This is a genomic window from Plantactinospora sp. BB1 (assembly GCF_003030385.1).
GTDB lineage: Bacteria > Actinomycetota > Actinomycetes > Mycobacteriales > Micromonosporaceae > Plantactinospora.
On record NZ_CP028159.1, the window covers coordinates 3,556,414 to 3,582,214 of the forward strand.

The window sequence follows — 25,801 nt, forward strand, 5'->3', positions numbered from 1 at the left end:
CCTCCGGGCGGTGACCGCCGGCAGCACCGCGCTGGCCGCCGCCGCCGCGCTGGTGCTGACCGGGGTCGCCCCGGCCACCGCCGGCCCGGATACGACGGCCGGGGCCGGATCGGCGCCGGCTGCCGCCCCGGCCCTCAACTACGCCGAGGCGCTACAGAAGTCGCTCTACTTCTACGAGGCCCAGCAGTCCGGCCCGCTGCCCGACTGGAACCGGGTCTCCTGGCGCGGCGACTCGGCGTTGACCGACGGCTCCGACGTCCGGCTCCACCTCACCGGCGGCTGGTACGACGCCGGTGACCACGTCAAGTTCGGCTTCCCGATGGCGTTCAGCGCCACCATGCTGGCCTGGGGCGCCGTCGAGTACCGCAGCGGCTACCAGGCGTCCGGACAGCTCCCGCACCTGCTCAACAACCTGCGCTTCGTCAACGACTACTTCATCCGGGCGCACCCCTCGGCCAACGTCCTCTACGGGCAGGTCGGCAAGGGCGACGACGACCACAAGTGGTGGGGGCCGGCCGAGGTGCTGCCGATGGCGCGGCCGGCGTACAAGATCGACGCAAGCTGTGGCGGCGCGGACCTGGCCGGCGAGACGGCGGCGGCGATGGCCGCCTCCTCGATGGTGTTCCGGCCCACCGACCCGGCCTACGCCGACCGGCTGGTCACGCACGCCCGCCAGCTCTACACCTTCGCCGACACCGTGCGCCGGGCCTACCACGAGTGCATCACCGACGTCACGAACTTCTACCGCTCCTGGAGCGGCTACCAGGACGAACTCGTCTGGGGCGCGATCTGGCTCTACCGGGCCACCGGGGACGCCAGCTACCTGACCAAGGCCGAGAGCGAGTACGACCGGCTCGGCACCGAGCCGCAGCAGAGCAACCGGCTCTACAAGTGGACGGTGGCCTGGGACAACAAGCAGTTCGGCGCGTACGTGCTGCTGGCCAACCTGACCGGCAAGCAGAAGTACGTCGACGACGCCAACCGCTGGCTCGACTACTGGACCGTCGGGGTGAACGGGGAGAAGGTGCGTACCTCGCCGGGCGGGATGGCGGTGCTGGACACCTGGGGCGCGCTGCGGTACGCCGCCAACACCGCCTTCGCGGCACTGGTCTACAGCGACCGGACCACCGACGCGACCCGGAAGAGCCGCTACCACGACTTCGCGGTCCGGCAGATCAACTACGCCCTCGGCGACAACCCGCGCAACTCCAGTTACATGATCGGCTTCGGTGCCAACCCGCCGAAGAACCCGCACCACCGCACCGCGCACGGCTCCTGGTGGGACAGCATGCAGGTGCCGGAGGCGACCCGGCACACCCTCTACGGTGCCCTGGTCGGCGGCCCGTCCTCGCCGAACGACGCGTACACGGACAACCGGAGCGACTACGTGATGAACGAGGTCGCCACCGACTACAACGCCGGGCTCACCTCCGCGCTGGCCCGGCTCGTCTCCGAGTACGGCGGCTCGCCGCTGGCGAGCTTCCCGCCGACCGAGCGGCCGGACATCGACGAGATCACCGTGGAGACCACGGTGATGCAGGCCGAGCCGAGGGCCACCGGGATCAAGGCGATCGTCTACAACAAGTCCGCCTTCCCGGCCCGGGCGCTCACCGAATCCTCGTTTCGGTACTACTTCCGGCCGGAGGGGAGCAGCGCGATCCAGGTGACCAGCGGCTACACCCAGGGCTGCCCGGCGCCGACCGCCGCCCGGCAGCTCTCCGGCGACATCTGGTACGTCGAGGTGGACTGCTCCGGCTACACCATCGCCCCGGCCGGGCAGTCGGCGCACCGGATGGAGGTGCAGTTCAAGATCGGCGTACCCGAGGGCGGCACCTGGGATCCGAGCAACGACCCGTCGTACCAGGCCGCCGCCGGGCCGAACCCGAAGGTGGCACTCTACGAGGACGGCGCGCTGATCTGGGGCGCCGAACCGGCACCGTCCACACCGGACAACACCGCGCCGAGCCGGCCGGGCACCCCCACCGCCAGCGCGGTGACCGCCACCGGAGCCGCCCTGAGCTGGAGCGCCGCCACCGACGACGTCGGAATCGCCGGCTACGACGTCTACCGGGAGAACGGCGCCAGCGACCTCCTGCTCGGTTCGGCGGCCATGCCGACCTTCGCGGTGACCGGGTTGGTCGCCGAGACGACGTACCAGTTCTACGTGGTGGCCAGGGACGCCGCCGGCAACCGCTCCACGGCGTCCGCGCCGGTCTCGGTGACCACCAGTCCGGCCGGGACCGGCGACACCACCCCACCGGGTACGCCCGGCACCCCGACCGCCTCGGCGGTGACGGCGACCGGAGCCACGCTGACCTGGACCGCCCCGACCGACAACGTGGGCGTCACCGGTTACCGGGTCTACCGGGAGGCCGGCGCCACCGACGCCCTGCTCGGCTCGCCGAGCACGCCGACGTTCCCGGTCAGCGGGCTGACCGCCGGCAGCACGTACCAGTTCTACGTGGTCGCGGTGGACGCGGCCGGCAACGTCTCGGCGGCGTCGGCGCCGGTCTCGGTGAACACCCCGAGCGCACCGGCCGGCGGCTGCCGGATCGGCTGGACCGGCAACGACTGGAGCACCGGATTCAGCGGCACCATCACGATCACGAACACCGGGACGGGCACGGTCGACGGCTGGAGCCTCGCCTTCGCCTTCGCCGCCGGCCAGCGGATCACCCAGGCCTGGTCGGCGACCGTGACCCAGTCCGGTACGGCGGTCACCGTCACCAACGTCGGCTACAACGGCACGCTCGCCCCGGGCGCGTCGACCAGTTTCGGATTCAACGGCACACACACCGGCAGCAACCCCCGGCCAACGTCGTTCACGCTCAACGGCGTGGCCTGCGCGACCGGCTGATCCGTCCCTTGGCCGGTCCCCGCCGGGGCCGTCGGGCGGTAACCAGCAGGCTGCCCGACGGCCCCGGTCCGGTGCACGGCTAGCTGTGCAGCGGTTCCCGGGCCTTCGCGGTCGCCTCGTCGAGCCAGTCGAGATACCACCGGGCGAAGCCGATCCGCTCGCCGTGCGGGCCGGCCAGCGGGCTGAAGCCGCCGTCGTCGGCGCTGTCGTCGGCCCACATCGTGCCCCGTTCCGGGCCGCTGACCACCAGCATCTGCCGGTACGCACAACCGAGGTGGCACAGGTAGACGGTGCCGACGGTGTGCCTCGGGTCGTACGCCACCCGGTCGTGCAGCTCCCAGTAGGCGTCCTCGGCCGCGGTGAACTCCTCGACGGTGCCGAAGTCCTCCTCGTCCGGCGGCTCCGGCAGGTCGGCCGCCGGGTTGACCGGTCCGGTGTGCGGAAACGGCTCGGCGAGGGCGCGGATCTCGGTGAGCTCGGCGCCGTCGCCCTCCCAGCGCCAGCGGCCGTCCACCCGGCGCAGCGGAAACAGGCCGTAGAACGGGCCGGCGCCGCCCCGGCTCACCTCCAGCAGGAAGCTGCGGTAGTCGTCCGGCAGCCGTACGCCGAGCTGCTCCTCCAACTCCGCCAGCTCGGTCGGCTCCAGGGGCGGTTCGAGTAGCCACCGGTGGCCGTTGGCGCCGAAGACCGTGGCCTCGGGCGTCGCGGAGAGCGCGGCCACCCGGTCGCGTACCCCGGACCAGTCGATGTTCGTCACGGCCCGGACCCTATCGGGGCGGTCCGACGGATCCGCGGCCGTTCCGTGGCCGCGCCCGCCTCCCGCCTCCCGCCGTCGACGGCCCGGCCCGGCCCGGTCCATCGTGGCCTGTTCCGCTCTGTCGTGGCTCGGCGCCGGTCAGAGTCCGCGCTCGGCGGCGAGTCGGTCCACCGCCTCCTTCGCCTCCCGCAGCCCCTCGCCGGTGGCCTCCCGGTACGCCTTGACGGCGGCGATCTTCTGCCCCCGCTCCAGTTGCGCCACCACCTCCGGCAGCGCAGGCTCGGGCAGGGCGAGGCCGAGATGTCCCACGACCAGGTCGAGTTTGGCCTCGACCCGGCGGAGCCGGGCGGCGGTCTCCCGCTGGCGCCGCCCGGCCGACGACAACTCCGTCATCAGCAGCACCAGGAGCGGGACGGCGACGACGAGAATCAACCAGGAATCCATGGCACGGTATTCAAGCAGGTGAGCCGGGTGTCGTCGCCGACCAGGTCGGCGCAGGGCGTTCCGCCGGTGACCGCGCCCCTCGCCCGTCCGGCGTCCGGCGGGCCGGCCGACGTGCACGTCCCCGCCGCCGGTGCCCGAGGCACGGTGCCGGCGGCGGGGACGGGTCGAACCGGTTGTCAGCGGGTCCGCAGGCCGTACCCGTACGGGAAGAGCGGGCGGTAGTTCCGGTCGCCGACGTTGATCGGCACCTGCGCCTCGCTGCGCGGCCAGCTCACCGAGAGCTTGCCGGTGAACGGGCGTCGGCCGAAGAGCACGTCGGCCACGCCGGCACCCTCGCTGCCGGGCAACCAGGAGGCGACCAGCGCGTCCATCTGACCGAGCTGGTCGGTGACCACCTGCGGCCGGCCGGAGACGACGAGCACCACGCAGGTGTCGATCGCCCCGCAGACCTTGTCGACGACCGCCCGGTCACCGGGCTGGAGGGAGAGCGACTTCTCCTCCTGCTGCGGCGTCGTGCACCAGGTGCACTCCGGCCCGCCGACGTCACCGAAGCCCTCCGTGTACGGCGTCTCGCCGACCACCACGACGGCGACGTCGGAGCCGGCGGTCGGGGCGGAGCCGTCCGCGCTGTAGGTGACCTTGGCGCGCGGCGCCACCTCACGGATCCCCTCCAGGATGGTGGTACCCGGGATGATGTCGCCGGAGGCGCCCTGCCAGGTGATGGTCCAGCCGCCGGCCTGGTTGCCGATGTCGTCGGCGTTGCGGCCGGCGACGTAGATCTTCGCGTCCTTGCGCAGCGGCAGCGCCCGGTCGCTGTTCTTCAGCAGCACCTGCGACTCGGCCACCGCCCGCCGGGCCAGCGCCCGGTGCTCACGGCTGCCGACCTCGTCGAGGTCGTCGGCGGAGGCGTACGGGCGCTCGAAGAGGCCGATCTCGAACTTGGCCCGCAGGATGCGGCGTACCGCGTCGTCGATCCGCGCCTGGCTGACCCGGCCGGCCCGCACCTCGGCGAGGAGCAGGTCGATGAACTGCTTGGCGTTGTTCGGCACCATGAACATGTCGATGCCGGCGTTGACCGAGGTCCGTACCTTGTACGCGGTCAGCCCGGCCACGGTCGGCTCGTTCGGGTCGGGGATCTGGTGGATGCCCTCCCAGTCCGAGATGACGAAGCCCTTGAACCGCTGCGCCCCCTTGAGTACGTCGGTGAGCAGCTCCTTGTGCGCGTGCATCTTGACCGGGTTGCCGACGCCGTCCTCGATCCAGTCCACGCTGGAGAAGGAGGGCATCACGCTGTCCACGTCGTGCCGGCGCAGTGCCGTCCAGAACGGCGCCAGGTTGGTACGGGCGAAGTCGGCCCGGGTGGTGACGGTGACGCCCTGGTCGATGACGTACCGCTGGGAGCCGGGCGGGAGGCTCTCGTTGGCCTCGGCGGCGGCCTGGTCGTACTCGGTGTCGCCGTCCCCGGCGTAGTGCTTGATGGTGGCGAGCACACCGGCGTCGCGCAGCCCGTCGACGTAGCTGCTCATCTCTCCGACCAGCTTCGGTTCCTCGCTGAACGCCTCGTACGCCCGGCCCCAGCGCTCGTCCCGGGAGACGCAGAGGCAGGGGGCGAAGTTCCACGGGATGCCGGTGGCCTTCACCTCCTCGCCGGTGGCCTTGCCGATCTGCCGGACGAGTTCCGGGTTGCGGGTCGCGCCGAGGCCGATGTTGTGCGGGAAGACGGTGGCGCCGTAGACGTTGGAGTGCCCGTGCACCGCGTCGACGCCGTAGATGATCGGGATGCCCAGCCGGGTGCTCAGCGCCTGCCGCTGAAAGTTGTTGATCATCGACAGCCAGGCTTCCGGGGTGTTCGGGGTGGGGACGGAACCACCCCCGGAGAGCAGCGAGCCGAGGCCCCACTGGGCGACCAGCGTGGGGTCGGCGTCGACCGCCAGCCGCTCGGCCTGGGCCATCTGGCCGGCCTTCTCCTCCAGGGTCATCCGGCGGAGCAGGTCGTCGACCCGCCGGTCGATCGGCAGCCTCGGGTTGCGGTAGTCCGGCTTGCCGCCGTGTCCGCGCGCGTCGGCGACGGCGACGGCGGCGTCGGCGGAGGTTGCGGCGGCCGTGCCGGCGGGCAGCAGCGAGGCGACGAGCAGGCCGGTGAGCATGGTTATCAATGGGGTTCGGATTCGCCAGTGTGGACGCATGAAATGCCCTCCCAGGACCGATCGGGGTACGCGCCAGGCCCGATCCTCCCGGGGCCGATAAGACGACGTCAATATCGAACGGTAAGCATTCCTGTGTGAGAGCGCTCTATCCGGATACTTGTGTCCCGCTTTGTGCCTCATTGTGAGGCACCTGGACGACCACTCGGTATTGGTTACGGAGTCACCGACGGGACCGGCCGAGCGGAGAGCGCGCGGACCGCACCTCGGCGGTGCCGCGCCCACCGTCGGTGCCACGGGGCCGCTCGCAGGCGCCCAGAGCGTTATGGTGGGTCGCCAGGGCGTTGACGGAAAGCGCGGCCGACGATCTCATGATCAATTATGTGAAGGTGTACGGCTCCGACGTTGCCCGGTTGTTCGCCTCTGGCGAGCGGTTGGTCGACATGGGTGGATACCGCGAACCGCTGATCGGTGACGAGAGCCGGCTGGGCCGGACGCCCGAGGAGATGGGTGCACGGGCGCGGCGGGTCGAGGAACGCAGCCCTGGGGCGATGCAGTCGGAGAAGTTCGTTCAGGGCTTCGATCCGCTCGCCGGTGGCCTGCAGACCAATCCCGACCGGATCGACCGGTTCCTGGGCGGCTTGTCCGGCGAGGGTGGTCCCGGCTCCGCAGCGGGTCGACTGTGGCGGGCGGCGAAGGGCTACGGCGGGATCGCCTACTACGCCGTCACCGACCGTCGCCTGCTGCTGGTGGGCAACAACCCCGGCGCTGACACCTTCGACCTTCTCTTCGAAGTGCCGCTCGCCCAGGTGGTCGCCGCGACAGTGCGCGGCAAGCTGCTGATGCAGCGCGGCCGGGTCGAGGTGCGTTTTGCCGACGGCTCGATGAAGGCATGGACTCCGGGGATGTTCTCCACCTCCGCGGCGCGCGGGCTCGTCGCCGCGCTCTCCGGGCAGACGAAGGGAACCGGCCCGCGATGACCCAGTTCACGGTTGACCCAGAGGCACTGCATCAGTTCGCCACCGGGGCGACGGACCGGGCGACCGCCCTCGACGACGTACGGCGGAAACTGCACGACGTGCGCGGCGACGCCGCGTACCCCCGCGCCCATTCCGGCGAGAGCCTCGTCGTCTGATCGGTATCCGTCGGACCACGTCACGGGGCCGAGTGTAAACCGGTCCGGTGCCGCCCGAGGGCACCCGCCGTCCCCGGCGCCGGAGCGGTTCCGACGGCTCTGTCGTCCGCGCCCCGCCCCTGGGGCGGGGACGACGAAGCCCCGGTACTACCCCGACCGGGGGGTGGCGCTGCCTCGCGGGAGGGAGGTGCCGGACCGCCGGCCCGGACACAGTGGACCTCGGAACGCCCGGACGGGCGGGGACGAGGAGGAAACGATGAGGACGACAGGAAGGCGCATCGCCGTGGCGGCGGCAGCGGCCGCGATCGTGGTGACCGGGACGGGAGCGTCCGCCGCGCCCGCGTCACGGCCGGGACCGGCGGCTCGGGTGACGGGGTCGGCGGAAATCCGCTTGCCGTACTGGCCGGACAGTGACATCCGGTCGTTCACCTTCGACGCCGTCGGTACGCCGTACAGTCGGCCGATGCCCGGAATGCCGGAGGGCCTGCCCACCGACGCGACCGGGACGGTACGCATCTCGCACCGGGTGGCCGAGGCGGGCGTCACGATCGGCATGTCGGCCCGGGTCGACTGCCTGGCGACCGGGCCGGGCGTCGCCACCCTGACGGCCGTGGTCACCGAGGCGGACGAGCCGGTGCGGGACTGGGTCGGCAAGCGACTCGGTTTCAGCGTCTACGACGCGGGCCGGCACGGTACCGACCGGATGGGCTTCTCCTGGTCGGTGGTGAACGGCGAGCAGGACGAGAACGGCGAGTGGGGCGAGGCGGGCGTGGGGACCTGTATGGGACCGGGTCCGTTCGCTCCGGTCACCCGGGGCGACTACACCGTCCGGCACCAGGATCTGCTCCCCGTACCGACCGGGAACTGAGCGGCCGACGCGCCGTACCTCCGGTCCGCCGGCTTCGGTCCACGGGTTCCGCTGCCGGCCTGAGTCAATCGGTCCGGTGTCGCCGGTCCGGGTCGGCGGACCGGGGTGGCAGGTGCGGGCCGGGGGTGGGTGCGAGCGGCCGGGGTGTGGCGTACAGAGACGTTCCGTCGCACGGAGTGGATCGACGGTTGACACCGCGTCGATGCTCGATCAAGATCTACTTTGTGCGGAGCGCCTTTCTGACCAAGCGGGGTCACATCGACCTCCTGCGCGTCGCCAGCGCCGCCTGTCGACCGTCCCTCTGACGCCGGGCTCCAGTTCCGTTCCGCCTGCCGGCGGCGTTTCCCGACCCGTGGGTCTCCGGCCCCACGGTGGCGTCCGTCCGCGCGGCAATTCCTCCTCTCCCGACAGGAGTACTCTCCTTCATGCTCAGACGTCCCCATCCTCGGCTCGCCGCCGTGGCGGTCGCCGCCGCGTTGCTCGGCACGGCGGTCTGGACCGGACCGGCGGCCGCGTCCGCGCTGCCGGCCGTACCGCCGCGCCCCGTCGACCTGCACGAGATCAAGGGCTACCCCCGGCAGAACGTGCTGCCGGTCTGGCCGGACAACCCGAACGACGCGTCGATCCCGATCGGCGTCACGCCGTACGACGAGATCGCGCCGAAGCTGAACGCGTTGCAGAAGGCCAGCGACCGGGTCTCCGCCCGGGTGGCCGGAAAGTCCTCCGGCGGACACGACCTCTACGCGGTCACCGTCACCGCGCCGGAGAGCCGCGCCGAGGCGCGCCAGCAGGAGGAGTGGAAGCGCCTCATCGAGGAGGAGCCGGTCCGGGCCCGCAACGACCGCCGGCTGCTCCGCGACTACAAGACCCCGCTCTTCGTCAACGCCAACATCCACGGCAACGAGTGGGAGGGCACCGACGCCGCGCTGCGGGTGATCGAGGAGTACGCCACCAGCACCGACCCGGCGATCGTCACGCTGCTGAAGCGGAACCGGCTGGTCTTCAACATCACCTCGAACCCGGACGGCCGGATCGCCGGCACCCGGCAGAACGCGGCCGGCTACGACCTCAACCGCGACCTGACGATCGTGGCGCAGCCGGAGACCAACCTGATCCGCGAGCTGATCGTCGACACCAAGCCGATCATCACGCTCGACCTGCACGGGTACGTCAACCCGACGCTGCTGCACCCGAGCACCCCGCCGCACAACGTCAACAACGAGTACGACCTCTACATCAAGCACGGGCTGCCGAACGCGCTGGCGATCGAGGAGGGGCTGCGCACCCTCGGCTACCCGGAGACGCAGCGCGCCCGGATCCCGTTCCGGGACGACGAGCCGGGCGTCTGGGACGACTTCCCGCCGATCTACGTACCGTCGTTCGCGATGTTGCAGAGCAGCATCCCGTACACCATCGAGGCGCCGCTGAACCCGCGCGGCAACCTCACCCCGGAGGAGAAGGTACGCCGCTCCGGCATCAACACCGACGTGCACGAGGTGGCGATCAAGACGTCGCTGCGGTACATCCAGGAGCACCGCGACCAGATGATCCACGACCAGGCCGAGGTCTACCGGCGCGGCTGGGCCGGTGAGCCGCTGCGCGACATCCCGGACGGGTACGTGCCGGGCTGGGGGCCGGAGGACGACTACCGCACCACCTTCCCCCGGGCGTACGTGATCCCGACCGGCCCCGGCCAGCACTCCGAGCCCGCCGCGGCCCGCCTGGTCGACCTGCTGGTCGGCAGCGGCGGCCGGGTCTGGCAAGCCAAGCAGGACTTCCGGGCGAACGGGAAGTCCTACCGGGCCGGCTCGTACGTCATCGACATGCACCAGCCCAAGCGCGGCCTGGTCAACTCCCTGCTCGAACCCGGCATCGACCTCACCGGACGGGTGGACGACCTCTACGCCGGTCCGGCCGCCTGGAGCCAGGGGCTGACCTGGGGCGCCACCGTCGACACCGTCTGGAACCGCCTCCCCGAGGTACGCCTCGCGCGGACCTACGACGGCACCGCCGACGGTGACCTGCCCGGCGGCAACGTCGACCTGCGACTGGACATCCAGGACGGCGCCGACCTGCTCGCGGTCAACTCCCTGCTGGACAGGGGCGTCAAGGTCTACCGGTTGGCCGACGGCTCGGTCGTGGTGCCCGGCACCCCGGTCAACCGCTGGCTGGCCCGGGCCGAGGCCCGTGAACACGGGGTCACCTTCACCCGCGCGCCGGCCCGCTGGCGGGGCACCCTGCTCGACGAGGTGGTCGTCGGCTACCTCGGCACCGTCGAGGAGCGGGACACCCTGCTCGGCACCGGCTTCGAGGCCCGCGCGCTCACCGCGACCACCCTGGCCACGACGCTGACCGCCGACGTCGACGTCCTGCTGGTGGCGAGCACCGTCAACCTGACGGCCCTGACCCCGGAGAACCGCGCCGCGCTGGACGCGTTCCTGGCCCGGGACGGCGGGGTCGTCGGACTCGGTGTCGCCGGGGCGGGCTTCGGCAACGCCACCGGACTGGTCGACGTCACCGCCACCGCCGGGGCCAGCCTGGCCAGCGGGGTGGCGAACATCCTCAACCGGGGCGGGCCGGTGACGGCGGGCGCCATCCCGCACGCGTTCATCAACGAACCGGTCTGGTTCACCGACCTCGGTGCCGGCGTCACGGTGGAGCAGTCGTACGCCGCCGACCCGCTGCTCGCCGGTTGGTGGGCGGCGAACGAGGCCGGGACCACCGGCCAGGCCGCGGCGGCCGGGCAGGCCAGCATCGTCCGTGCGGTCAGCCCCGGCGGCAACGGCGTGGTGCTCTTCGGTACGGACCCGACGTTCCGGCTGCACCCCAAGGGCCTGCACTCGCAGTTGGGCCGGGCCCTGCTCTGGGCCGCCCAGCGCTGACCCGATCCCGCGCAGCGGCCGGGTGGCGGGCCCGGGTGCCGGTGGGCGCCCGGGCCCTGCCGTGTCCCGGATCCTGCCGCGTCCCGGGCCCTGTTTGCGTCCCGGGCCCTGTTTGAGTCCGGGACCGGGGCCGGTCGGCACCGGCGGGTCTGCCCCGCAGCTTCGCAGACCCGCCGGCCCCGACCGGCTCCGGTGCACACCTGCCCGAGGCCGCGGACGTCGTACTCTCGGCAAGTGAAGCGGACCGGAGCACCGCCGGGGCGGTAGCCGCGCCGCGATGGCACGAAATTGGGAAAGGGCGGAGGCCCCGTGAGGTCCAGACTGCGTCGGCTCTACGCCCACGACCGGCAGTTCGCCTGGACGGCCCGGATCGACCACGTCCGGACCGGGCAGGGGCTGCGCCGGTGCATCCGGGTACGGGTCTGGGGCGCCGGCAAGAACAGCCGGGCGCTCCAGGTGGACCTGCTCTCCACGGCTCCCCGCTCGGCCTGGGGTGACCCGGCGATGACCGACGGCGCGTACCCGGAGCCGAAGCACGTCCGCGCGCTGATCGACCACGCCCTCGCGCACGGCTGGCAGCCGGACGAGATCGGCGGCACCTTCGTACTGTCCGGTGCCGGAGACGCCGAGGCGCTGCCGCTGCCCGGATTCGTCGTCACCGACCTGCTGCTGCTCGCCGAGCGGCGCTCCGCCGACTGAGCCGGAGCCGGCGGGACGGAAGCGCGCGGCGGCGGTGCCCGGGTTGACCGTCGGCGCGATCGCAGCCGAAGCCAGCAACGACGGAGAGCCGGAGGCGAAGCCAGCCGAAGAGCCGGGTCGCCCCGAGGCTGAGCCCAAGACCTGGTAACGCCGGGACCCGGTACCGCCGGGATCCGCGGCGCGGGGATCAGCGGGTGGAGGCGGTCTCGCCGTGCTCGACGCAGACCGCCGCCCAGCCGGAGGGGAGCACCTGCACCTTCATCCGGCGCCGGCAGTGCGCGCAGTAGCGCGGCGGCTCCAGCTCGCGGGCGGCCCGGCAGGCGTCATGGCTGCCGGTGGCGGCGGCCTCGCCGCACCGGTCGCACCAGTTGGCCGTCTCCGTCGACATCGTCACAGCGTCGCCGAGAGCGCCTTGACCGGCATCTTCAGCTCGTCGAGCAGCGCCAGGTCGTCGCCGGCCGGCCGGCCGAGCGTGGTCAGGTAGTTGCCGACGATCACCGCGTTGATCCCGCCGAGCAGGCCGTCCCGGGTGCCGAGGTCGCCGAGGGTGATCTCGCGGCCGCCGGCGTACCGGAGGATGGTGCGCGGCATCGCCAGCCGGAACGCGGCGATGGCCCGCAGCGCGTCGCGCGGCGCGACCACCGGCTGGTCGCCCAGCGGGGTGCCCGGCCGGGGGTTGAGGAAGTTCAGCGGCACCTCGTGCGGATCCAGCTCGGCGAGCTGCGCCGCGAACTCGGCACGCTGCTCGACGGTCTCACCCAGCCCCAGGATGCCGCCGCAACAGACCTCCATGCCGGAGGCGCGGACCATCCGCAGCGTCTCCCAGCGCTCCTCCCAGGAGTGCGTGCTCACCACGTTGGGGAAGAAGGAGCGGCAGGTCTCCAGGTTGTGGTTGTAGCGGTGCACGCCCATCTCGACCAGCTCGTCGACCTGGGCCTGGGTCAGCATCCCGAGCGAGGCGGCGACCTGGATGTCCACCTCGGCCCGGATCGCGGCGACGCCCTCGCGCATCTGCTTCATCAGCCGCTCGTCGGGGCCCCGGACGGCGGCGACGATGCAGAACTCGGTCGCCCCGGTGGCGGCGGTCTGCTTCGCCGCCTCGACCAGCGACGGTATGTCGAGCCAGACCGACCGGACCGGCGAGGCGAACAGCCCGGACTGCGAGCAGAAGTGGCAGTCCTCCGGGCAGCCGCCGGTCTTCAGGGAGACGATTCCCTCGACCTCGACCTCCGGGCCGCACCAGCGCATCCGTACCTCGTGGGCGAGCTGGAGCGCCGCCGAGAGGTGCTCGTCGGGCAGCCGCAGCACGGCGAGCACGCCGGCCTCGTCGAGTCCGACACCGCCGTCGAGCACCTGGCTACGGGCCCGGTCGAGGATTTCTGACATGGGTCGTACCCTACAAGCGGACCGTCCGTCGATGTGGGCCCACCCGGCGGAGCCGGCCGGACGCCCGTCGCCGCACCGCTGCCGGCCCGGCGGGCGGCCGCAAACCGCGACGGATGGTATTTTCGCCGGTCGGGGGCTGTCACCCGCGAGGTGCCGCAGGCCCGCCGGACCCGGGCCCGGCGCGAGCCGACGCCGGCGGGCCGGAGCCGCGGCACGTGCGGTGATCGGGTTTCCGACAGCGCCCGGGGGCGGACGCGGACCAGTCTGGGGGTGGCGGGTGCCGAGCTGGCTGGAGGTGCTGGACCGGCGGGCGCGGCTGCGCGGCAAGGCCGGGCTCACCCGGCGGCTGCGGCCGAGGAGCGCCGCCGAGGACGTGATCGACCTTGCCGGCAACGACTACCTCGGACTTTCCCGGCACCCGGCGGTGGTCGCCGCCGCGGCCGAGGCGCTGGCCGGGTACGGACTGGGCGCCACCGGCTCCCGGCTGGTGCGCGGCTCCACCGAGGCCCACCACGCGCTGGAGTCCACCCTCGCCGACTGGCTCGGCACCGGACGGGCGCTGGTCTACTCCTCCGGTTACCTCGCCAACCTCGGGGCGGTCCGCGCCCTGGTCCAGCCCCGCACCCTGCTGCTCTCCGACGCGCACAACCACGCCTCGCTGATCGACGGCTGCAAGCTCTCCGGTGCGGAGACCCGGGTCATTCCGCATCTCGACGTCGACGCCGTCGAGGCGGCCCTGGCCGGGGCGCCGGGACGGCCGGCGGTACTGGTCACCGAGTCGGTCTTCTCGGTCGACGGCGACCTCGCCCCGCTCGCAGAGCTGCACGCGGTCGCCCGCCGGTACGGCGCACTGCTGCTGGTCGACGACGCGCACGCGCTCGGCGTACTCGGTCCGGCCGGTGCGGGCGCGGTGGCCGGCGCCGGTCTGGCCGGCGAGCCGGACGTGGTGGTGACCGCGACCCTCTCCAAGTCGCTCGGCGGAGCCGGCGGGGTCGTCGCCGGCCCGACCGAGCTGGTCCGGCACCTGATCGACACCGGCCGCACCTTCATCTACGACACCGCGCCGCCACCGGCGGTGGTCGCCGGGGTGCTCGCCGCCGCCGGGCTGGCCCGGTCCGGCGACGCGCTCCGGGCCGAGCTGGCCGACCGGGCGGCCACGGTGACCCGCCGGCTCGGTGCGGCCGGGCTGGAGGTCTCCGCCCCGGCCGCCGGGGTGGTCTCGGTGACCGCACCCGGCCCGGAGACGGCGGTGGCCTGGGCGGCCGACTGCCGGGACCGGGGCGTCGCGGTCGGCTGCTTCCGGCCGCCGTCGACGCCGGACAACCGCTCCCGGCTGCGGCTCACCATCAACGTCGGGATCGACCGGGCCGACTTCGACCGGGCCCTCGAAGTGATCGTGGAGTGTGCCCCGTGACCGGGACCGGGAGTCTGTGGTGAGCGGCGTGGCGTGGCGGGGGCCGATCCTGGTGACCGGCACCGACACCGACGTGGGCAAGACGGTGGTCACCGCGGCGATCACCGCCTCGGCCCAGGCCGCCGGCCTGCGGGTCGCGGTGATCAAGCCCGGCCAGACGGGTACGGCGACCGGGGCGGAATCCGACGTCGACACGGTGAACCGGCTGGCGGCGCCGATGACCGCGCGCACCCTGGTCAGCTATCCCGATCCGCTGGCGCCGCTCGCGGCGGCCCGGGTCGCCCAGGCGGAGCCGCTGGAGCTGTACGCGGTCGCCGACGAGATCAGGGCCGACGCGGAGAAGCACGACATCGTCCTCGTCGAGGGGGCGGGCGGGCTGCTGGTCCCGATGGGGTTGCGCCCGTCCGGCGAGGCGTGGACACTGGCCGACCTCGCGGTGTCGATCGGCGCTCCGGCGGTGGTGGTCACCCGGGCCGGGCTCGGCACGCTGAACCACACCGCGCTCACCCTGGAGGCGCTGGACCGGCGCGCGGTGCCCTGCGGTGTGGTGCTCGGCGCCTGGCCGGCCGAGCCGGAGCTGGTGCACTGGGCCAACCTGCGTGAACTGGTCCCCAACATGGTGGGCGCGCTGCCGGACGGGGCCGGCACGCTCGAACCGGGCGTGTTCCGCCGTTCCGCACCCGGCTGGCTCACCCCGGCCCTCTACGGCGTACTCGACGACTGGCGGGCCTGGGCCGAAGAGGTCAGTTGACCGGGCGCCGCCGACGCGGGGAGTCCGAGCGGGGCCGGTCCGGTTCCTGACTTTCGGCAGTAACCGGCCGGTGGCGTGGCTTGTAGCCTGGCCGGGTGATGGCCCGGCTCCGCGACGTACGGTGGTGGCGCGGCCTGCTGCCGCCGGCCGGCTGGCGGGCCGCGCCGGTCGCCGCGCCGCGCGCCGCCGGTGCGGTGGCGCCGGGCCGCCGCGACCGCCTCCTCGACCTGGCGCTCTGGGTCGTGATCTCGGCACCGATCGCGATCGCGCTGCTCACCCCGCCGAACTCCTCCTGGTTTCTCGGCCGGCTGGCCGGTTCGCTGCTGCTGACCGGGCTCGCCGTGCTGGCCAGCCGGTGGGCGCCGCTGCTCGGCCTCCTGCTGGTGGTGCTGCCGACCGCCTGGGACGGCAACTTCATGTTCGGGATTCCGGTGTTGAGCTATCTGGTCGGGCTGCGCGAGCGCAGCTCCGGCCCGGCCGCGATCGTCTTCGCCGGGATCGGGCTCGGCGGCACGATTATCAACCTCGGACTGCTCGGCACCGAGGCCGAGGTCTGGTTCCTGCTCGCCAGCACGCTGCTGGTCGGCGGCGTCTTCCCGTGGCTGGTGGGCCGCTACCACCGGCAGCACCGGGCCCTGGTGCTGGCCGGCTGGGAGCAGGCCGACCTGCTGGAGCGGGAACAGCGCGGTGCCGCCGAACGGGTCCGGATGCGGGAGCGGGCCCGGATCGCCCAGGACATGCACGACTCGCTCGGCCACGACCTGAGCCTGATCGCGCTGCGGGCGGGCGCCCTGGAGGTGGCGGCGGACCTGGACGAGCGGCACCGGCGGGCCGCCGGTGAGCTGCGGGCCAGCGTGGCGCTCGCCACCGACCGGCTCCGGCAGGTCATCGGGGTGCTCCGGGACGACGCCGAGCCGGCGCCGACCCGGCCGCCGGGGGAGCGGGTCGACGACATCGTGGCCCGGGCCCGGGCCGCCGGGATGGCGGTACGCCTGGTGGTCGAGGGGGAGTCTCCGGCGGCCGGGCCGGGTGCCGCCGGGCCGCCGATGGTGGAGCGGGCGCTCTGCTCGGTGGTGCAGGAGGCGCTGACCAACGCGACCCGGCACGCGCCCGGGGCCGCCGTGACCGTGGCGGTGTGCCGGGGTGTCGACCGGACCTCGGTGCGGGTCGGCAACGACCGGCCACCGGCGGGGCCGCTGCCCGGGACCGGGGGTGCCGGGAGCGGCCTGGTCGGGCTCCGCGAGCGGGTACGCCTGGCCGGTGGCACCCTGCGGGCCGGTCCGGCCGGCGGCGGCTTCGAGGTGTACGCCGAGCTGCCGGCCGTACCCCCGGCGGAGGCCGGAGAAGCCGGAGAGGCCGGAGAGACCCGAGAAGCCGGAGAGGCCGGACCGGCGGAGGCCGGGCACCCGGTGGGACCGCCCGAGCCGGGGTACCCGGGTCGGTTGCCGGCGACGGATGTCGGCGTACCGCCCGGCGGGCCGGCCGCGGTCGCCACCGCGCACCGGCTGCGGTCGGCCCGGCGGCGGGTCCGGCGCAGCCTGCTGGCCGCGGTGACCGTGCCGGTCGCGATCGGCGCCCTGCTGGTGCTCGCCTACTATCCGATCGCCACCTTCGGCGCGGTGCTGGACTCCGACCGCTACGAGCAGCTCCGGATGGGTCAGGACCGGGCCGAGCTGCGCGAGCTGCTGCCGGACCGGCAGGTCGTCGCGCCGGCCGGTGCCGTCGACCGGCCGGTGCCGAGCGGCGCCAGCTGCGAGTTCTACTCCGACGGGGCGTTCCCGTTCGGTCAGGTGGTCTACCGGGTCTGCTTCCTGCACGGGCGCCTGGTGGTCAAGGACCGCCTCGGCGGTTGACCCGCCCCTGCCCGTCCCGCCGGCACCGTGCCAACCGCCGTGCCGGCCCGGCACCGAGTTGAGGAGTACGAGTGATCCCCGTCCTGCTGGCCGACGACGAGGCGATGATCAGGGCCGGTGTCCGGGCCATCCTCGCCGCCGACCCGGAGATCGAGGTGGTCGCCGAGGCCGTCGACGGACGCGACGCGGTGGAACTCGTCCGGGCCCACCGGCCCCGGGTGGCGTTGCTGGACATCCGGATGCCCCGGCTCGACGGGCTCGCCGCCGGAGCGGAGATCCGCCGGCTGGTACCGGAGACCGCGGTGGTCATGCTGACCACGTTCGGCGAGGACGACTACATCGCCCGGGCGCTCGGCGAGGGGATGAGCGGGTTCCTGCTCAAGTCCGGCGATCCTCGGGAGCTGATCGCCGGGGTACGGGCGGTGGCGGACGGTGCGGCGTACCTGTCGCCGGAGGTGGCGCGGCGGGTGATCGAACTCGGCGGCGGGCTGCTGGCCCGGGCACCGGCGGCCCGGGAACGGATCGAGGGGCTCACCGAGCGGGAGCGTGAGGTGCTGGCGCTGGTCGGCGCCGGGCTCTCCAACGCCGAGATCGGCCGGCGGCTCTTCCTGGTCGAGGGGACGGTGAAGAGCTATCTGAGCAGCATCTTCACCCGGCTCGGGGTACGCAACCGGGTGCAGGCGGCGATCATCGCGTACGAGGCGGGCCTGACGGCCTGAGCCGTACGGTGGGACCCTGCCCGGACGGCGGAGGGTCCCACCGTACGGGTCAGGCGTCCCGGCGGCGCAGTACGGCGAGCCCGGCCAGCAGGGCCGCGACCGCCCAGCCGAGGACGATCACCAGGCCGACCGCCGCCGGGTAGTTCTCGGACTCGCCGCGCAGGAAGTGCAGGCCGGCGCTGCCGGGCAGCGCGTCGGCGATCGCGTTGAGCGGCCCGAGGTCGGGCAGCCGCAGCGTGGTCGGCACGATCGCGAGCAGCAGGAAGACCGTGACCAGGGTGCCGACCGCGCTGCGTAGCGCGGCGCCGAGTCCGAGGGTGAAGACGGCGATCAGCGCCAGGTACCCGGCCAGCCCGAGTACGTCCCCGACGGTCTCGCCCGGCGCGAACCGGCCCCACTCGCCGAGTACCGGGGCGGCGACGGCGGCACCGATCCCGCCGAGCAGGACGCCGGTGCCGAAGGTGACCCCGGCGACCACGGCGGTCTTGGCCAGCAGCAGTCGGGCCCGGGACGGGATCCACTGGAGGGTGGTCCGGATCGTGCCGTTGGCGTACTCGCTGGTGATGACGAGCAGGGCGAGGGCGATCACCGCGAACTGGGTCAGCTCGACGGCGTCGATCGCGATCCGCCCGACCGGCAGTACGCCCCGGTCGTTGGCCGGGTCGTCGTCGGTGTTGCCGTTGGCGACGTAGATGGCGAGTTGCCCGGCGGTGGCGGCCATCAGCAGCACGCCGGAGAGCAGGCACCACCAGACCGAGCGCACCGACCAGAGTTTCGTCCACTCGCTGGCGACCGCGCCCCGGAGTCCACCGCCGGAGGGCGCCCGCCCGGCATCCCGGCGGGCGGTGCGGGGGAGGCCGCCGTCCGGGCGGTGGAGCGGGCCGTCCGTGCGGGGGAGGGTGCCGCTCATCGCGTCTCTTTCCGATCGGAGGTCCCGGACCGGAGGCCGGGGCCGGGTGAGCCGGGGGTTGTGGTCCGGGCGTCGTCGGCGGTGACCGGCGACGGGGCGGCGAACTCCAGCTCACCGCCGGTGAGTTCGAGGTACGCCTGTTCGAGGGAGGCCTCCCGGGCGCTCAGCCCGTGCAGCCGTACCCCGAGGTCGTGTGCCAGGTCACCGACCTGGGTGACGCTGCTGCCGGTGACCAGCAGTTCGTCGTCGCCGACCCGTTCGACGGTGGCCCGTCGGTCGAGCAGCCCGGCCCGGAGCCGGGCCAGCCCGGCCGGTTCGGGGCTGACCACCCGGACGGCGGTCAGCGAACTGCCCGCGATCACCTCGGCGATGGGCGCGTCGGCGAGCAGTCTGCCCCGGCCGATCACCACGAGCTGGTCGGCGGTGAGCTGGACCTCGCTCATCAGGTGGCTGGAGACGAAGACCGTACGCCCCTGCCCGGCCAGTGACCGCATGAGTTCGCGGATCCAGCGCACCCCGTCCGGGTCCAGCCCGTTCACCGGCTCGTCGAAGATCAACACGCCCGGGTCGCCGAGCAGCGCACCGGCGATGCCCAGCCGCTGGCCCATGCCGAGCGAGAGGGTGCCGGCCCGCTTGCCGGCCACCTCGGTCAGTCCCACGGTGCCGAGGACCTCGTCGACCCGGCGTACCGGAATGCCGTTGCTGCGGGCCATCGCGGTCAGGTGGGCCCGGGCGGTCCGGCCGGGATGCACCGCCCGGGCGTCGAGCAGTGCGCCGACCTCCCGCAGCGGGTGCCGGAAGCTGCGGTACGGCCGGCCGCCGACCAGCGCGCTGCCCGCGTCCGGCCGGTCCAGGCCGAGGATCATCCGGATCGTGGTGGACTTGCCGGCGCCGTTCGGCCCGAGGAATCCGGTGACCCGGCCCGGCGTGATCGACAGGGAGAGCCGGTCGACCGCCGTGGTCGCGCCGAAGCGCTTGGTGAGTTCGGTTAACGTGATCATGGATCCTTCCGGTGTTCGCAGCGGTTCAGCAGCGACGGTAGGAATCCGGACGGCGCTCACACAGCGGACGATCGACGGTCACCGGGCCTGACTTTCGTCAGCAGGTCCGGGCCGGCTGGGGCCAGGAGGCGCTGGCCGGCTGGGGCCAGGGCCGGCGTCAGGAGGGCGGCTCTCCTCCGGCGGTGCCGGCCGGTGCCAGGCGCCGGCATTCCGGCCGGGCGACGTAGGCTGGGTGCCGTCCGGGCAGCCGTCGGTGCTGGAGGTCCTTCGTCATGCAGCAGGTCGAGGCGGATTCCTCGATGCCGGAAGCGGGCCGGGTGACCGGTTCCGTCCGGTGGTACCCCTGGGTGCTCACCCTGGCGGTCGTGATCGTGCTGGTGGACCAGATCACGAAGTACCTGGCCGTGGCCGCGCTCTCCGACGGCGGCGTCGTACCGGTCCTCGGGGATCTGCTCAGCCTGCGACTGCTCTACAACCCGGGCGCCGCGTTCTCGATCGGCACCGGCGTCACCTGGATCTTCACCATCGTCGCGGCAGTCGCGGTGGCCGCGATCACCGGGGCCGCCTGGAAGGTCCGCAACCGGGCCTGGGCGCTCGCCCTCGGCCTGGTCCTGGGCGGTGCCACGACCCACCTGCTGGACCGGCTCTTCCGGGAGCCCGGGTTCGCCCGGGGGCACGTCGTCGACTTCATCGACTACGCCGGCTTCTTCGTCGGCAACGTCGCCGACATCTGCCTGGTGCTCGGCGGTGCGCTGATCGTCCTGCTATACCTGCGCGGCATCGACATCGACGGCGGGCGCGACCGGGCCTGACCCGGCCGGGCGGAGCCGGGCCAGCCCGAGCACGGTGCCGAGCCCGGCGACGGCCATCAGCACCATCGCCCAGGCGATCGCCGTCGGACCGGCCACGCCGACCGCCAGCCCGATCGCCGGGGGCAGGGCGATGCCACCGGCCATCGACACCGCGACGACGGTCGGGGTCAGCCCGGGTCGATACTCGGCCAGCCAGGCCAGCCCGGTGGGGAAGAGCGGTCCGACGGCGGCCCCGAGCAGCCCGTACCCGACTGGTGCGATCGGGTCGACCAGGGTGGCCGCCGCGGCCAGTACGGTCAGCCCGGTGCAGCCGAAGACGATGACCCGGGCCGGGTAGCGGCGGCAGAGCGGCACCACCGCGAAGCGCGCGGCGGTGAAGGCCAGCCAGAACCCGGAGGTGGCGGTCGCGGCCGCCGCCGCCGACCAGCCGGTCGCGATCAGGTGCGTGGTCTCCCAGCCGGCCGCGCCGGTCTCCAGCCCGACGTGCAGCACGAAGAAGAGCAGGAATCCCAGCGACAGCGCGGTGCCGACCGGGAACGCCGGCCGCCGCGCGCCGACCCGGGCGCCGGGGGCGGTGTCCGCCGTACCGGCCGGGCGACCGACCGCTTCGGTGCCATCCTCGTCGGTGGAGCGGGTCGGGTCGGCGGGCTGCCTCTGGCGGACCGGGCCGGAGAGGGTACGCAGGGCCGGCAGCGCGAGGAGGGCGAGCAGGGCGCAGCCGGCGAACGACCAGCCGTAGCCGGGCAGCAGCCCGACGGCGATCGGCCCGGCGACCGCACCGGCCCCGAAGCAGCCGTGCAGCAGGTTGAGCATGCCGTGGCCGCCCTCGGCGTACACCTCGGTGAAGACCTGGTTGACGCCGCCGTCCAGCCCGCCGAATCCGACGCCCGCGACGAAGGCGGCGAGCAGGGCGTACGGCCACTCCGGGGCGAGCGGGAAGGCCAGGGCGCCCACCGCGACCCCGACCAGTGACCAGGCCAGGAAACGCCCGTCCGGCACCCCGAGCCGGCGGGCCAGCGGCATCGCCAGTACCCCGATGATCGCGCCCGCGAAGTGCACGCTGAGCGCGGTCGCCGCCCCGGCGGCGGTGATCCCGTGTGCCTCGCGTAGCTGTGGGATGGCCGGGCCGTAGAGCGCTTGCTGGAGCCCGATCATCGCGAAGGCGGTGACCGCGCCGAGCACCGCCAGCCGGCCCAGCCGGGGCGTTCCCGGTCGGGTCGGCCCGCTCATGCCAGCACCACCGTCAGGCCCGCGTCGCGCAGCGCCGCCACCTGGTCCGGGTCGGCGCGGTCGTCGGTGACGACGACGTCGGCGAGCTGCACCGGCCCGATCCGGGCGAAGGTGGCCCGGCCGAGCTTGGTCGAGTCGGCCACCACCACCCGGCGGCGGGAGGCACCGATGGCGGCCCGTTTGACGCGTACGTCGTCGAGGTTGAAGTCGGTCAGTCCGGTTCCCGGGTCGGCGCCGCCGACGGAGAGTACGAAGGTGTCGAACCGCAGCTCCTCGAAGATCCGCTCGGCGAGCGGGCCGACGAAGCAGTGCTCACCGGCCCGGATGTCGCCACCGGCGGCGATGAGCCGGATCCCGGGTTCGTCGGCGAGTGCGGTGCTGGCCGGGATGCTCAGCGCGCAGACGGTGAGCTGCCGGCGTCCGCGCAGCGCCCGGGCGGTGGCCAGCGCGGTCGTACCGGCGTCGACCACCACGGTCTCGTTGGCGCCGATCAGCTCGGCGGCGGCGGCACCGATCCGGGCCTTGGCGTCGGCCTGCTGCCGGACCCGTACCGCGAACGGCGGCTCATAGCTGCCCGAGACGGTGCTGACGGCGCCGCCGTGCACCCGCTGGAGCAGGCCCTCCCGTTCGAGCAGTTCCAGGTCGCGGCGGATGGTCATCTCCGAGACGCCGGCCCGGCTGGTCAGCTCGGCGACCGTCACCCGGCCGGAGGTCAGCAGCATCTCGACGATCGCCTGGTGCCGTTCCTGCGCAGACATGTGTTTGAGTAAAACAATCTGGATGTTCGAATAACAAGATTTTTTGTTCGGGTGAGGCAGGTCTCGCCCGCTCCCACCGCCGGCGAGCAGCCGGCCGGCCTTTGGAAGTCGGGCGGGGGATCCGGGTCAGCGACGGGCGACGACCAGCGCGTCCGGCATCCGGAACGAGAGGTTGTCCGGGCACCAGGGCGCGCGGAGCACGGTCACGTCGGCGAGCAGCGGCGCCGTCTCGGCGACCACCACCGCCGCCTCCATCCGGGAGAGCTGGGCGCCGACGCAGCGGTGCGCCCCGGCCCCGAACGCCAGGTGCCGGCGGGAGCCGCGCTGCCCGGGTACGAACGCCTCCGGCGCGGCGACCACCGCCGGGTCGCGGCCGGCGCGGGCCAGCCAGAGCACCAGGCTGGCCCCCTCCGGCACCCGGGTACCGGCCAACTCGGTCTCCCGGGCGGCCACCCGGCGCCAGGTGACGATCGGCGGCTCCAGCCGCAGTCCCTCCTCGACCACGTCCTCGACCCGCACCGTGCCGGCCCGCACCCCGGCGACCACCTCCGGGGTGCCGGTGAGCCGGTGCAGCAGCAGGGTGAGGAACTGCGAGGTCGTCTCCTGGCCGGCGACCAGCAGGAAGAAGAGCGCCCCGATGACGACGTCCGGCGGATGCCCGGCGGCGCGCAGCACGCCGGCCAGCCCGGCGCCGGTGGCGGCGAACTCCCGCAGTACGGCGTGGAACCGGCCCACCACCTCGGCCAGTACCCGCTGTCGCGCCGGGTCGACGGGTGCCCAGAAGAGTTCCAGGGCGGCCCGGGTGAACTCCTTGACCACCTCGGCCGGCGCCTGCGGCAGCTCGACCAGCCGGGCCAGTACCAGCAGTGGCAGGTCGGCCGCGAGGTCCGCGTACAGGTCGACGGGCTCACCGGCGTCGAGCGCGGCGCCGAGCCGGCCGACCCGCTCCCGCACGACGGCGGTCAGCCACGGCCGCTGGGCCGCGACCCGGTCCGGATGCAGCGCCTCCGCCACGATGCGCCGGATCTCCGGATGGGTCGGACCGCCGTTGTTGGCCAGCGTGGCGGGCAGCCGGAAGCCGTGCCGGGCGAGGATCCGGAGCGCACCGACCGGGATCGGGGTCATCGCGTCCAGCGCGTTGTCCGGGCGGAACGTCTCGGGGTCGGCGAGCACCTGGCGGACCAGCGCGTGCCGGGTCACCACCAGGTGCTCGACCCCGACATGGTCCGGCACGGCGGCCACGTCCGGCCACGACCGCTCGACCGGTTGCCAACTACGGAACAGCACCCGACCACGCTAGCCAGTACGGCCGGCGCGGCCGGTGTCGCCGGTCGCCGGGGTGACCTTCGTCAGTTCCCAGACCCGGCTGTGCTTCACCCGGACGCTCTCCAGGGCGACCGTGACCGGGATGTCGTAGCCGGCCAGCGGCGCGAACCGCCCCCGGGGCAGGTACGCCCGGTCCGGGTCGCCGACCAGCACCCGGGCACCGGCCCGGGACGCCCGGATCAGGAACCGGAGCACCCGGTTCGCCATCGCCTGGCTGTAGAAGACGTCACCGGCCAGCACCACCTCGGCGTCACCGGCGTCACCGTCCAGCACGTCGCCGAGTTCGCCGGCCACCGCCACCCCGTTGGCCTCGGCGTTCACCTCGACGGCGGCCAGCGCCATCGGGTCGATGTCGACCGCCCGGACCTGCGCGGCGCCGGCCCGGGCGGCGGCGATCGCCACCAGCCCGGAGCCGGACGCCAGGTCCAGCACCCGCCGACCGGCGACCGTCTCCGGATGGTCGAGCAGATAGCGGGCCAGCGCCTGGCCGCCGGCCCAGGCGAAGGCCCAGAACGGTGGCGGCTGCTCGCTGCGGAACTCGCCCTCGGTCAGCTCCCAGAGGCCGATCGGCTCGGCCGCCTGGTGCAGCCGGATCTCCGGTACCGCCGACACCGGGGTCAGGTGGGCGTAGGTTCGGACGAACTCCGCCGGGCTCTCGGACACAACCGCCGATTCTGCCGGTCGGCCCGCCGGGCGCCCCGGGCGCCCCCGGGCACCCCGTACCCGGGCGTGTCGCGGTGCGGTGGTAACCGGTTCAGCACTGCGCGTCAAAAGTGCCCTCTTCATTACTGAATGGTGCTGATACGCCACTCTTCCGCGCCTCCACCGGTGGCCATAGCGTCGATCCGTACGTAATCGGCGCGGAATGGGTGGTGGTTACGGTGTGGCGGCTCGCGACCCGGTTCGGGTCCACGCTGGTCTGTGCGACGGCGGGCTGGGCGATGCTGCCGGCCGCGCCGGCCGACGCGGCTCCCGGCTTCGACACCGCACTGACCCAGCTGCCCGGCCAGTTCGTGGCCGGCGCCGGTGCCGAGACCGTCACCGCGGTGGTCTCCACCACCCTCGACGGCGACTGCCGCAAGGTCCGCTGGTCACTGGTGCTGCGCGCGGACGGGCTGCGGCTGGACCAGATCGGGATCGACCGGATCGAGGAGCCCGGGGTGGTCCCGACCGACGTCCGGGGCGAGGGCGGCGCGGCCCGGATCACCGACCGGGACCTGGACCCGGGCACGCTGTGCCGGAACCGGACGGTCACCGCCCAGTACCGGCTCGCCGTCGACGAGGCGGTCACGGACGGGCGGATCGAACTCACGGTCGAGGCGTTCGACGCCCAGTCCCGGCTGCTCGACCGGACCAGCGCCACCCGCGAGGTGGTCAGCGAGCGGGGCGGGCCGCCGCGACGGCGTGCGACCGCACCCGCCACGCCGGAGCGGAACCGGCCCACTCCGACCGAGGCGGCGCCGAGCCCGACCGAGCCGGTCGAGCCGGAGCCGACCGAGTCGGTGGAGGGCGACTCCCCGGTACTCGCCGAGGGGCCGGACGGGGCCGCCGGGTCGGACGAGGGCGGCGCGGGCGGCGGCGAGGCCAGTGCCACCGCCGGCCGGGGCGGGACCGGGCTGACCGAGGTCGGCTTCGCGGTCGGCGCCCTGCTGCTCTTCCTCGGCGCCGGCCTGCTGCTCCGGCTGCGCTCCCGGGATCGGTTCGCCGAGGCGGCGCCGATCCCCGCACCGGCGCGGCGGGGCCGTCCGGCCGCCGCCCGGCGGGGCCACCGGGAGGCGGTACGCCGACGCTCCGGCGCCGCCCACCACTACCCCGACTGGTGACCCGACCGAGGACGTGAACCGACGGTCACCCG

23 protein-coding genes and 1 pseudogene are annotated in these 25,801 nt (G+C 73.6%); 13 read left to right on the forward strand and 11 right to left on the reverse strand.

Annotation, left to right across the window (positions count from 1 at the left end):
• The first annotated feature begins 10 nt into the window (after positions 1-10).
• Complete coding sequence (locus C6W10_RS15560) at positions 11-2,857, forward strand: glycoside hydrolase family 9 protein (protein ID WP_234361764.1); 2,847 nt, start codon at positions 11-13, stop codon at positions 2,855-2,857.
• 79 nt (positions 2,858-2,936) lie between these two features.
• On the opposite strand, the gene C6W10_RS15565 is transcribed toward C6W10_RS15560, so the two are convergent.
• The 3 genes and pseudogenes from C6W10_RS15565 to C6W10_RS15575 all read right to left on the reverse strand — a co-directional run.
• On the reverse strand, positions 2,937-3,614 hold the full coding sequence (locus C6W10_RS15565) for an SMI1/KNR4 family protein (protein ID WP_107258704.1): 678 nt from the start codon (positions 3,612-3,614) through the stop codon (positions 2,937-2,939).
• A 138-nt stretch (positions 3,615-3,752) separates the two neighbouring features.
• Complete coding sequence (locus C6W10_RS15570) at positions 3,753-4,058, reverse strand: ribosomal protein L7/L12 (RefSeq protein WP_107258705.1); 306 nt, start codon at positions 4,056-4,058, stop codon at positions 3,753-3,755.
• Between the two features lie 176 nt (positions 4,059-4,234).
• Positions 4,235-6,169: pseudogene (locus C6W10_RS15575) on the reverse strand (glycoside hydrolase family 3 protein); the annotation flags it as partial.
• Between the two features lie 377 nt (positions 6,170-6,546).
• Here C6W10_RS15575 and C6W10_RS15580 point away from each other — a divergent pair.
• From C6W10_RS15580 to C6W10_RS15595, 6 genes are all read left to right on the forward strand, one after another.
• Entirely contained in the window at positions 6,547-7,182 is a 636-nt protein-coding gene (locus C6W10_RS15580; protein WP_159104594.1) for a hypothetical protein, read from the forward strand.
• Positions 7,179-7,337 carry a hypothetical protein gene (locus C6W10_RS37300; protein WP_159079565.1) on the forward strand — a complete coding sequence of 53 codons (159 nt, stop codon included), beginning with the start codon at positions 7,179-7,181 and terminating at the stop codon, positions 7,335-7,337. The genes C6W10_RS15580 and C6W10_RS37300 overlap by 4 nt, the downstream gene beginning before the upstream one ends.
• A 463-nt stretch (positions 7,338-7,800) precedes the next feature.
• Positions 7,801-8,205: a hypothetical protein gene (locus C6W10_RS15585; RefSeq protein WP_234359114.1), complete on the forward strand. Its 405-nt coding sequence runs from the start codon at positions 7,801-7,803 to the stop codon at positions 8,203-8,205.
• Between the two features lie 224 nt (positions 8,206-8,429).
• Positions 8,430-8,510: a putative leader peptide gene (locus C6W10_RS39715; RefSeq protein ID WP_369938690.1), complete on the forward strand. Its 81-nt coding sequence runs from the start codon at positions 8,430-8,432 to the stop codon at positions 8,508-8,510.
• Positions 8,511-8,630: 120 nt separating this feature from the next.
• Entirely contained in the window at positions 8,631-11,087 is a 2,457-nt protein-coding gene (locus tag C6W10_RS15590) for a M14 family zinc carboxypeptidase (RefSeq protein ID WP_107258709.1), read from the forward strand.
• 309 nt (positions 11,088-11,396) lie between these two features.
• The gene (locus C6W10_RS15595) at positions 11,397-11,786 is read left to right on the forward strand and encodes an integrase (protein WP_107258710.1); all 390 of its coding nucleotides are present in this window, start codon (positions 11,397-11,399) and stop codon (positions 11,784-11,786) included.
• A gap of 187 nt (positions 11,787-11,973) precedes the next feature.
• Here C6W10_RS15595 and C6W10_RS15600 read toward each other — a convergent pair whose 3' ends face one another.
• Both C6W10_RS15600 and bioB read right to left on the reverse strand, forming a co-directional pair.
• Entirely contained in the window at positions 11,974-12,174 is a 201-nt protein-coding gene (locus C6W10_RS15600) for a hypothetical protein (RefSeq protein ID WP_107258711.1), read from the reverse strand.
• Between the two features lie 2 nt (positions 12,175-12,176).
• Entirely contained in the window at positions 12,177-13,172 is a 996-nt protein-coding gene (gene bioB / locus C6W10_RS15605) for a biotin synthase BioB (protein WP_107258712.1), read from the reverse strand.
• Between the two features lie 277 nt (positions 13,173-13,449).
• On the opposite strand from bioB, the gene C6W10_RS15610 reads away from it, so the two are divergent.
• The 4 genes from C6W10_RS15610 (at position 13,450) to C6W10_RS15625 (ending at position 17,909) form a co-directional block, all read left to right on the forward strand.
• Positions 13,450-14,586, forward strand: coding sequence for an 8-amino-7-oxononanoate synthase (locus C6W10_RS15610; RefSeq protein WP_107258713.1), 1,137 nt, complete (start codon positions 13,450-13,452; stop codon positions 14,584-14,586).
• Positions 14,587-14,632: 46 nt separating this feature from the next.
• Positions 14,633-15,337, forward strand: a complete 705-nt coding sequence (bioD, locus tag C6W10_RS15615) for a dethiobiotin synthase (protein WP_199853588.1) — start codon at positions 14,633-14,635, stop codon at positions 15,335-15,337.
• A gap of 98 nt (positions 15,338-15,435) precedes the next feature.
• Positions 15,436-17,190 carry a sensor histidine kinase gene (locus C6W10_RS15620; protein WP_107258714.1) on the forward strand — a complete coding sequence of 585 codons (1,755 nt, stop codon included), beginning with the start codon at positions 15,436-15,438 and terminating at the stop codon, positions 17,188-17,190.
• 104 nt (positions 17,191-17,294) lie between these two features.
• A complete protein-coding gene (locus C6W10_RS15625) occupies positions 17,295-17,909 on the forward strand; it encodes a response regulator (RefSeq protein ID WP_369931460.1) in 615 nt (204 codons plus the stop codon).
• Between the two features lie 49 nt (positions 17,910-17,958).
• On the opposite strand, the gene C6W10_RS15630 is transcribed toward C6W10_RS15625, so the two are convergent.
• Both C6W10_RS15630 and C6W10_RS15635 read right to left on the reverse strand, forming a co-directional pair.
• A complete protein-coding gene (locus C6W10_RS15630; RefSeq protein ID WP_234361766.1) occupies positions 17,959-18,819 on the reverse strand; it encodes an ABC transporter permease in 861 nt (286 codons plus the stop codon).
• On the reverse strand, positions 18,816-19,820 hold the full coding sequence (locus tag C6W10_RS15635) for an ABC transporter ATP-binding protein (protein ID WP_107258716.1): 1,005 nt from the start codon (positions 19,818-19,820) through the stop codon (positions 18,816-18,818). Before C6W10_RS15635 ends, C6W10_RS15630 begins: the two co-directional genes overlap by 4 nt.
• Before the next feature lie 272 nt (positions 19,821-20,092).
• On the opposite strand from C6W10_RS15635, the gene C6W10_RS15640 reads away from it, so the two are divergent.
• Positions 20,093-20,632: a signal peptidase II gene (locus tag C6W10_RS15640; RefSeq protein WP_234359112.1), complete on the forward strand. Its 540-nt coding sequence runs from the start codon at positions 20,093-20,095 to the stop codon at positions 20,630-20,632.
• Here C6W10_RS15640 and C6W10_RS15645 read toward each other — a convergent pair.
• The 4 genes from C6W10_RS15645 to C6W10_RS15660 form a co-directional block, all read right to left on the reverse strand.
• Entirely contained in the window at positions 20,585-21,862 is a 1,278-nt protein-coding gene (locus C6W10_RS15645) for a sugar MFS transporter (protein ID WP_107258717.1), read from the reverse strand. The two genes, C6W10_RS15640 and C6W10_RS15645, sit on opposite strands and share 48 nt — an antisense overlap.
• Positions 21,859-22,620, reverse strand: coding sequence for a DeoR/GlpR family DNA-binding transcription regulator (locus tag C6W10_RS15650; protein WP_107258718.1), 762 nt, complete (start codon positions 22,618-22,620; stop codon positions 21,859-21,861). Before C6W10_RS15650 ends, C6W10_RS15645 begins: the two co-directional genes overlap by 4 nt.
• Before the next feature lie 126 nt (positions 22,621-22,746).
• Entirely contained in the window at positions 22,747-23,907 is a 1,161-nt protein-coding gene (locus C6W10_RS15655; protein WP_107258719.1) for a cytochrome P450, read from the reverse strand.
• A 9-nt stretch (positions 23,908-23,916) separates the two neighbouring features.
• Positions 23,917-24,609 carry a methyltransferase gene (locus C6W10_RS15660; RefSeq protein ID WP_107258720.1) on the reverse strand — a complete coding sequence of 231 codons (693 nt, stop codon included), beginning with the start codon at positions 24,607-24,609 and terminating at the stop codon, positions 23,917-23,919.
• Between the two features lie 209 nt (positions 24,610-24,818).
• Between C6W10_RS15660 and C6W10_RS15665 the strand changes: the two genes are divergently transcribed.
• A complete protein-coding gene (locus C6W10_RS15665) occupies positions 24,819-25,769 on the forward strand; it encodes a hypothetical protein (RefSeq protein ID WP_159104595.1) in 951 nt (316 codons plus the stop codon).
• Positions 25,770-25,801 lie beyond the last annotated feature (32 nt).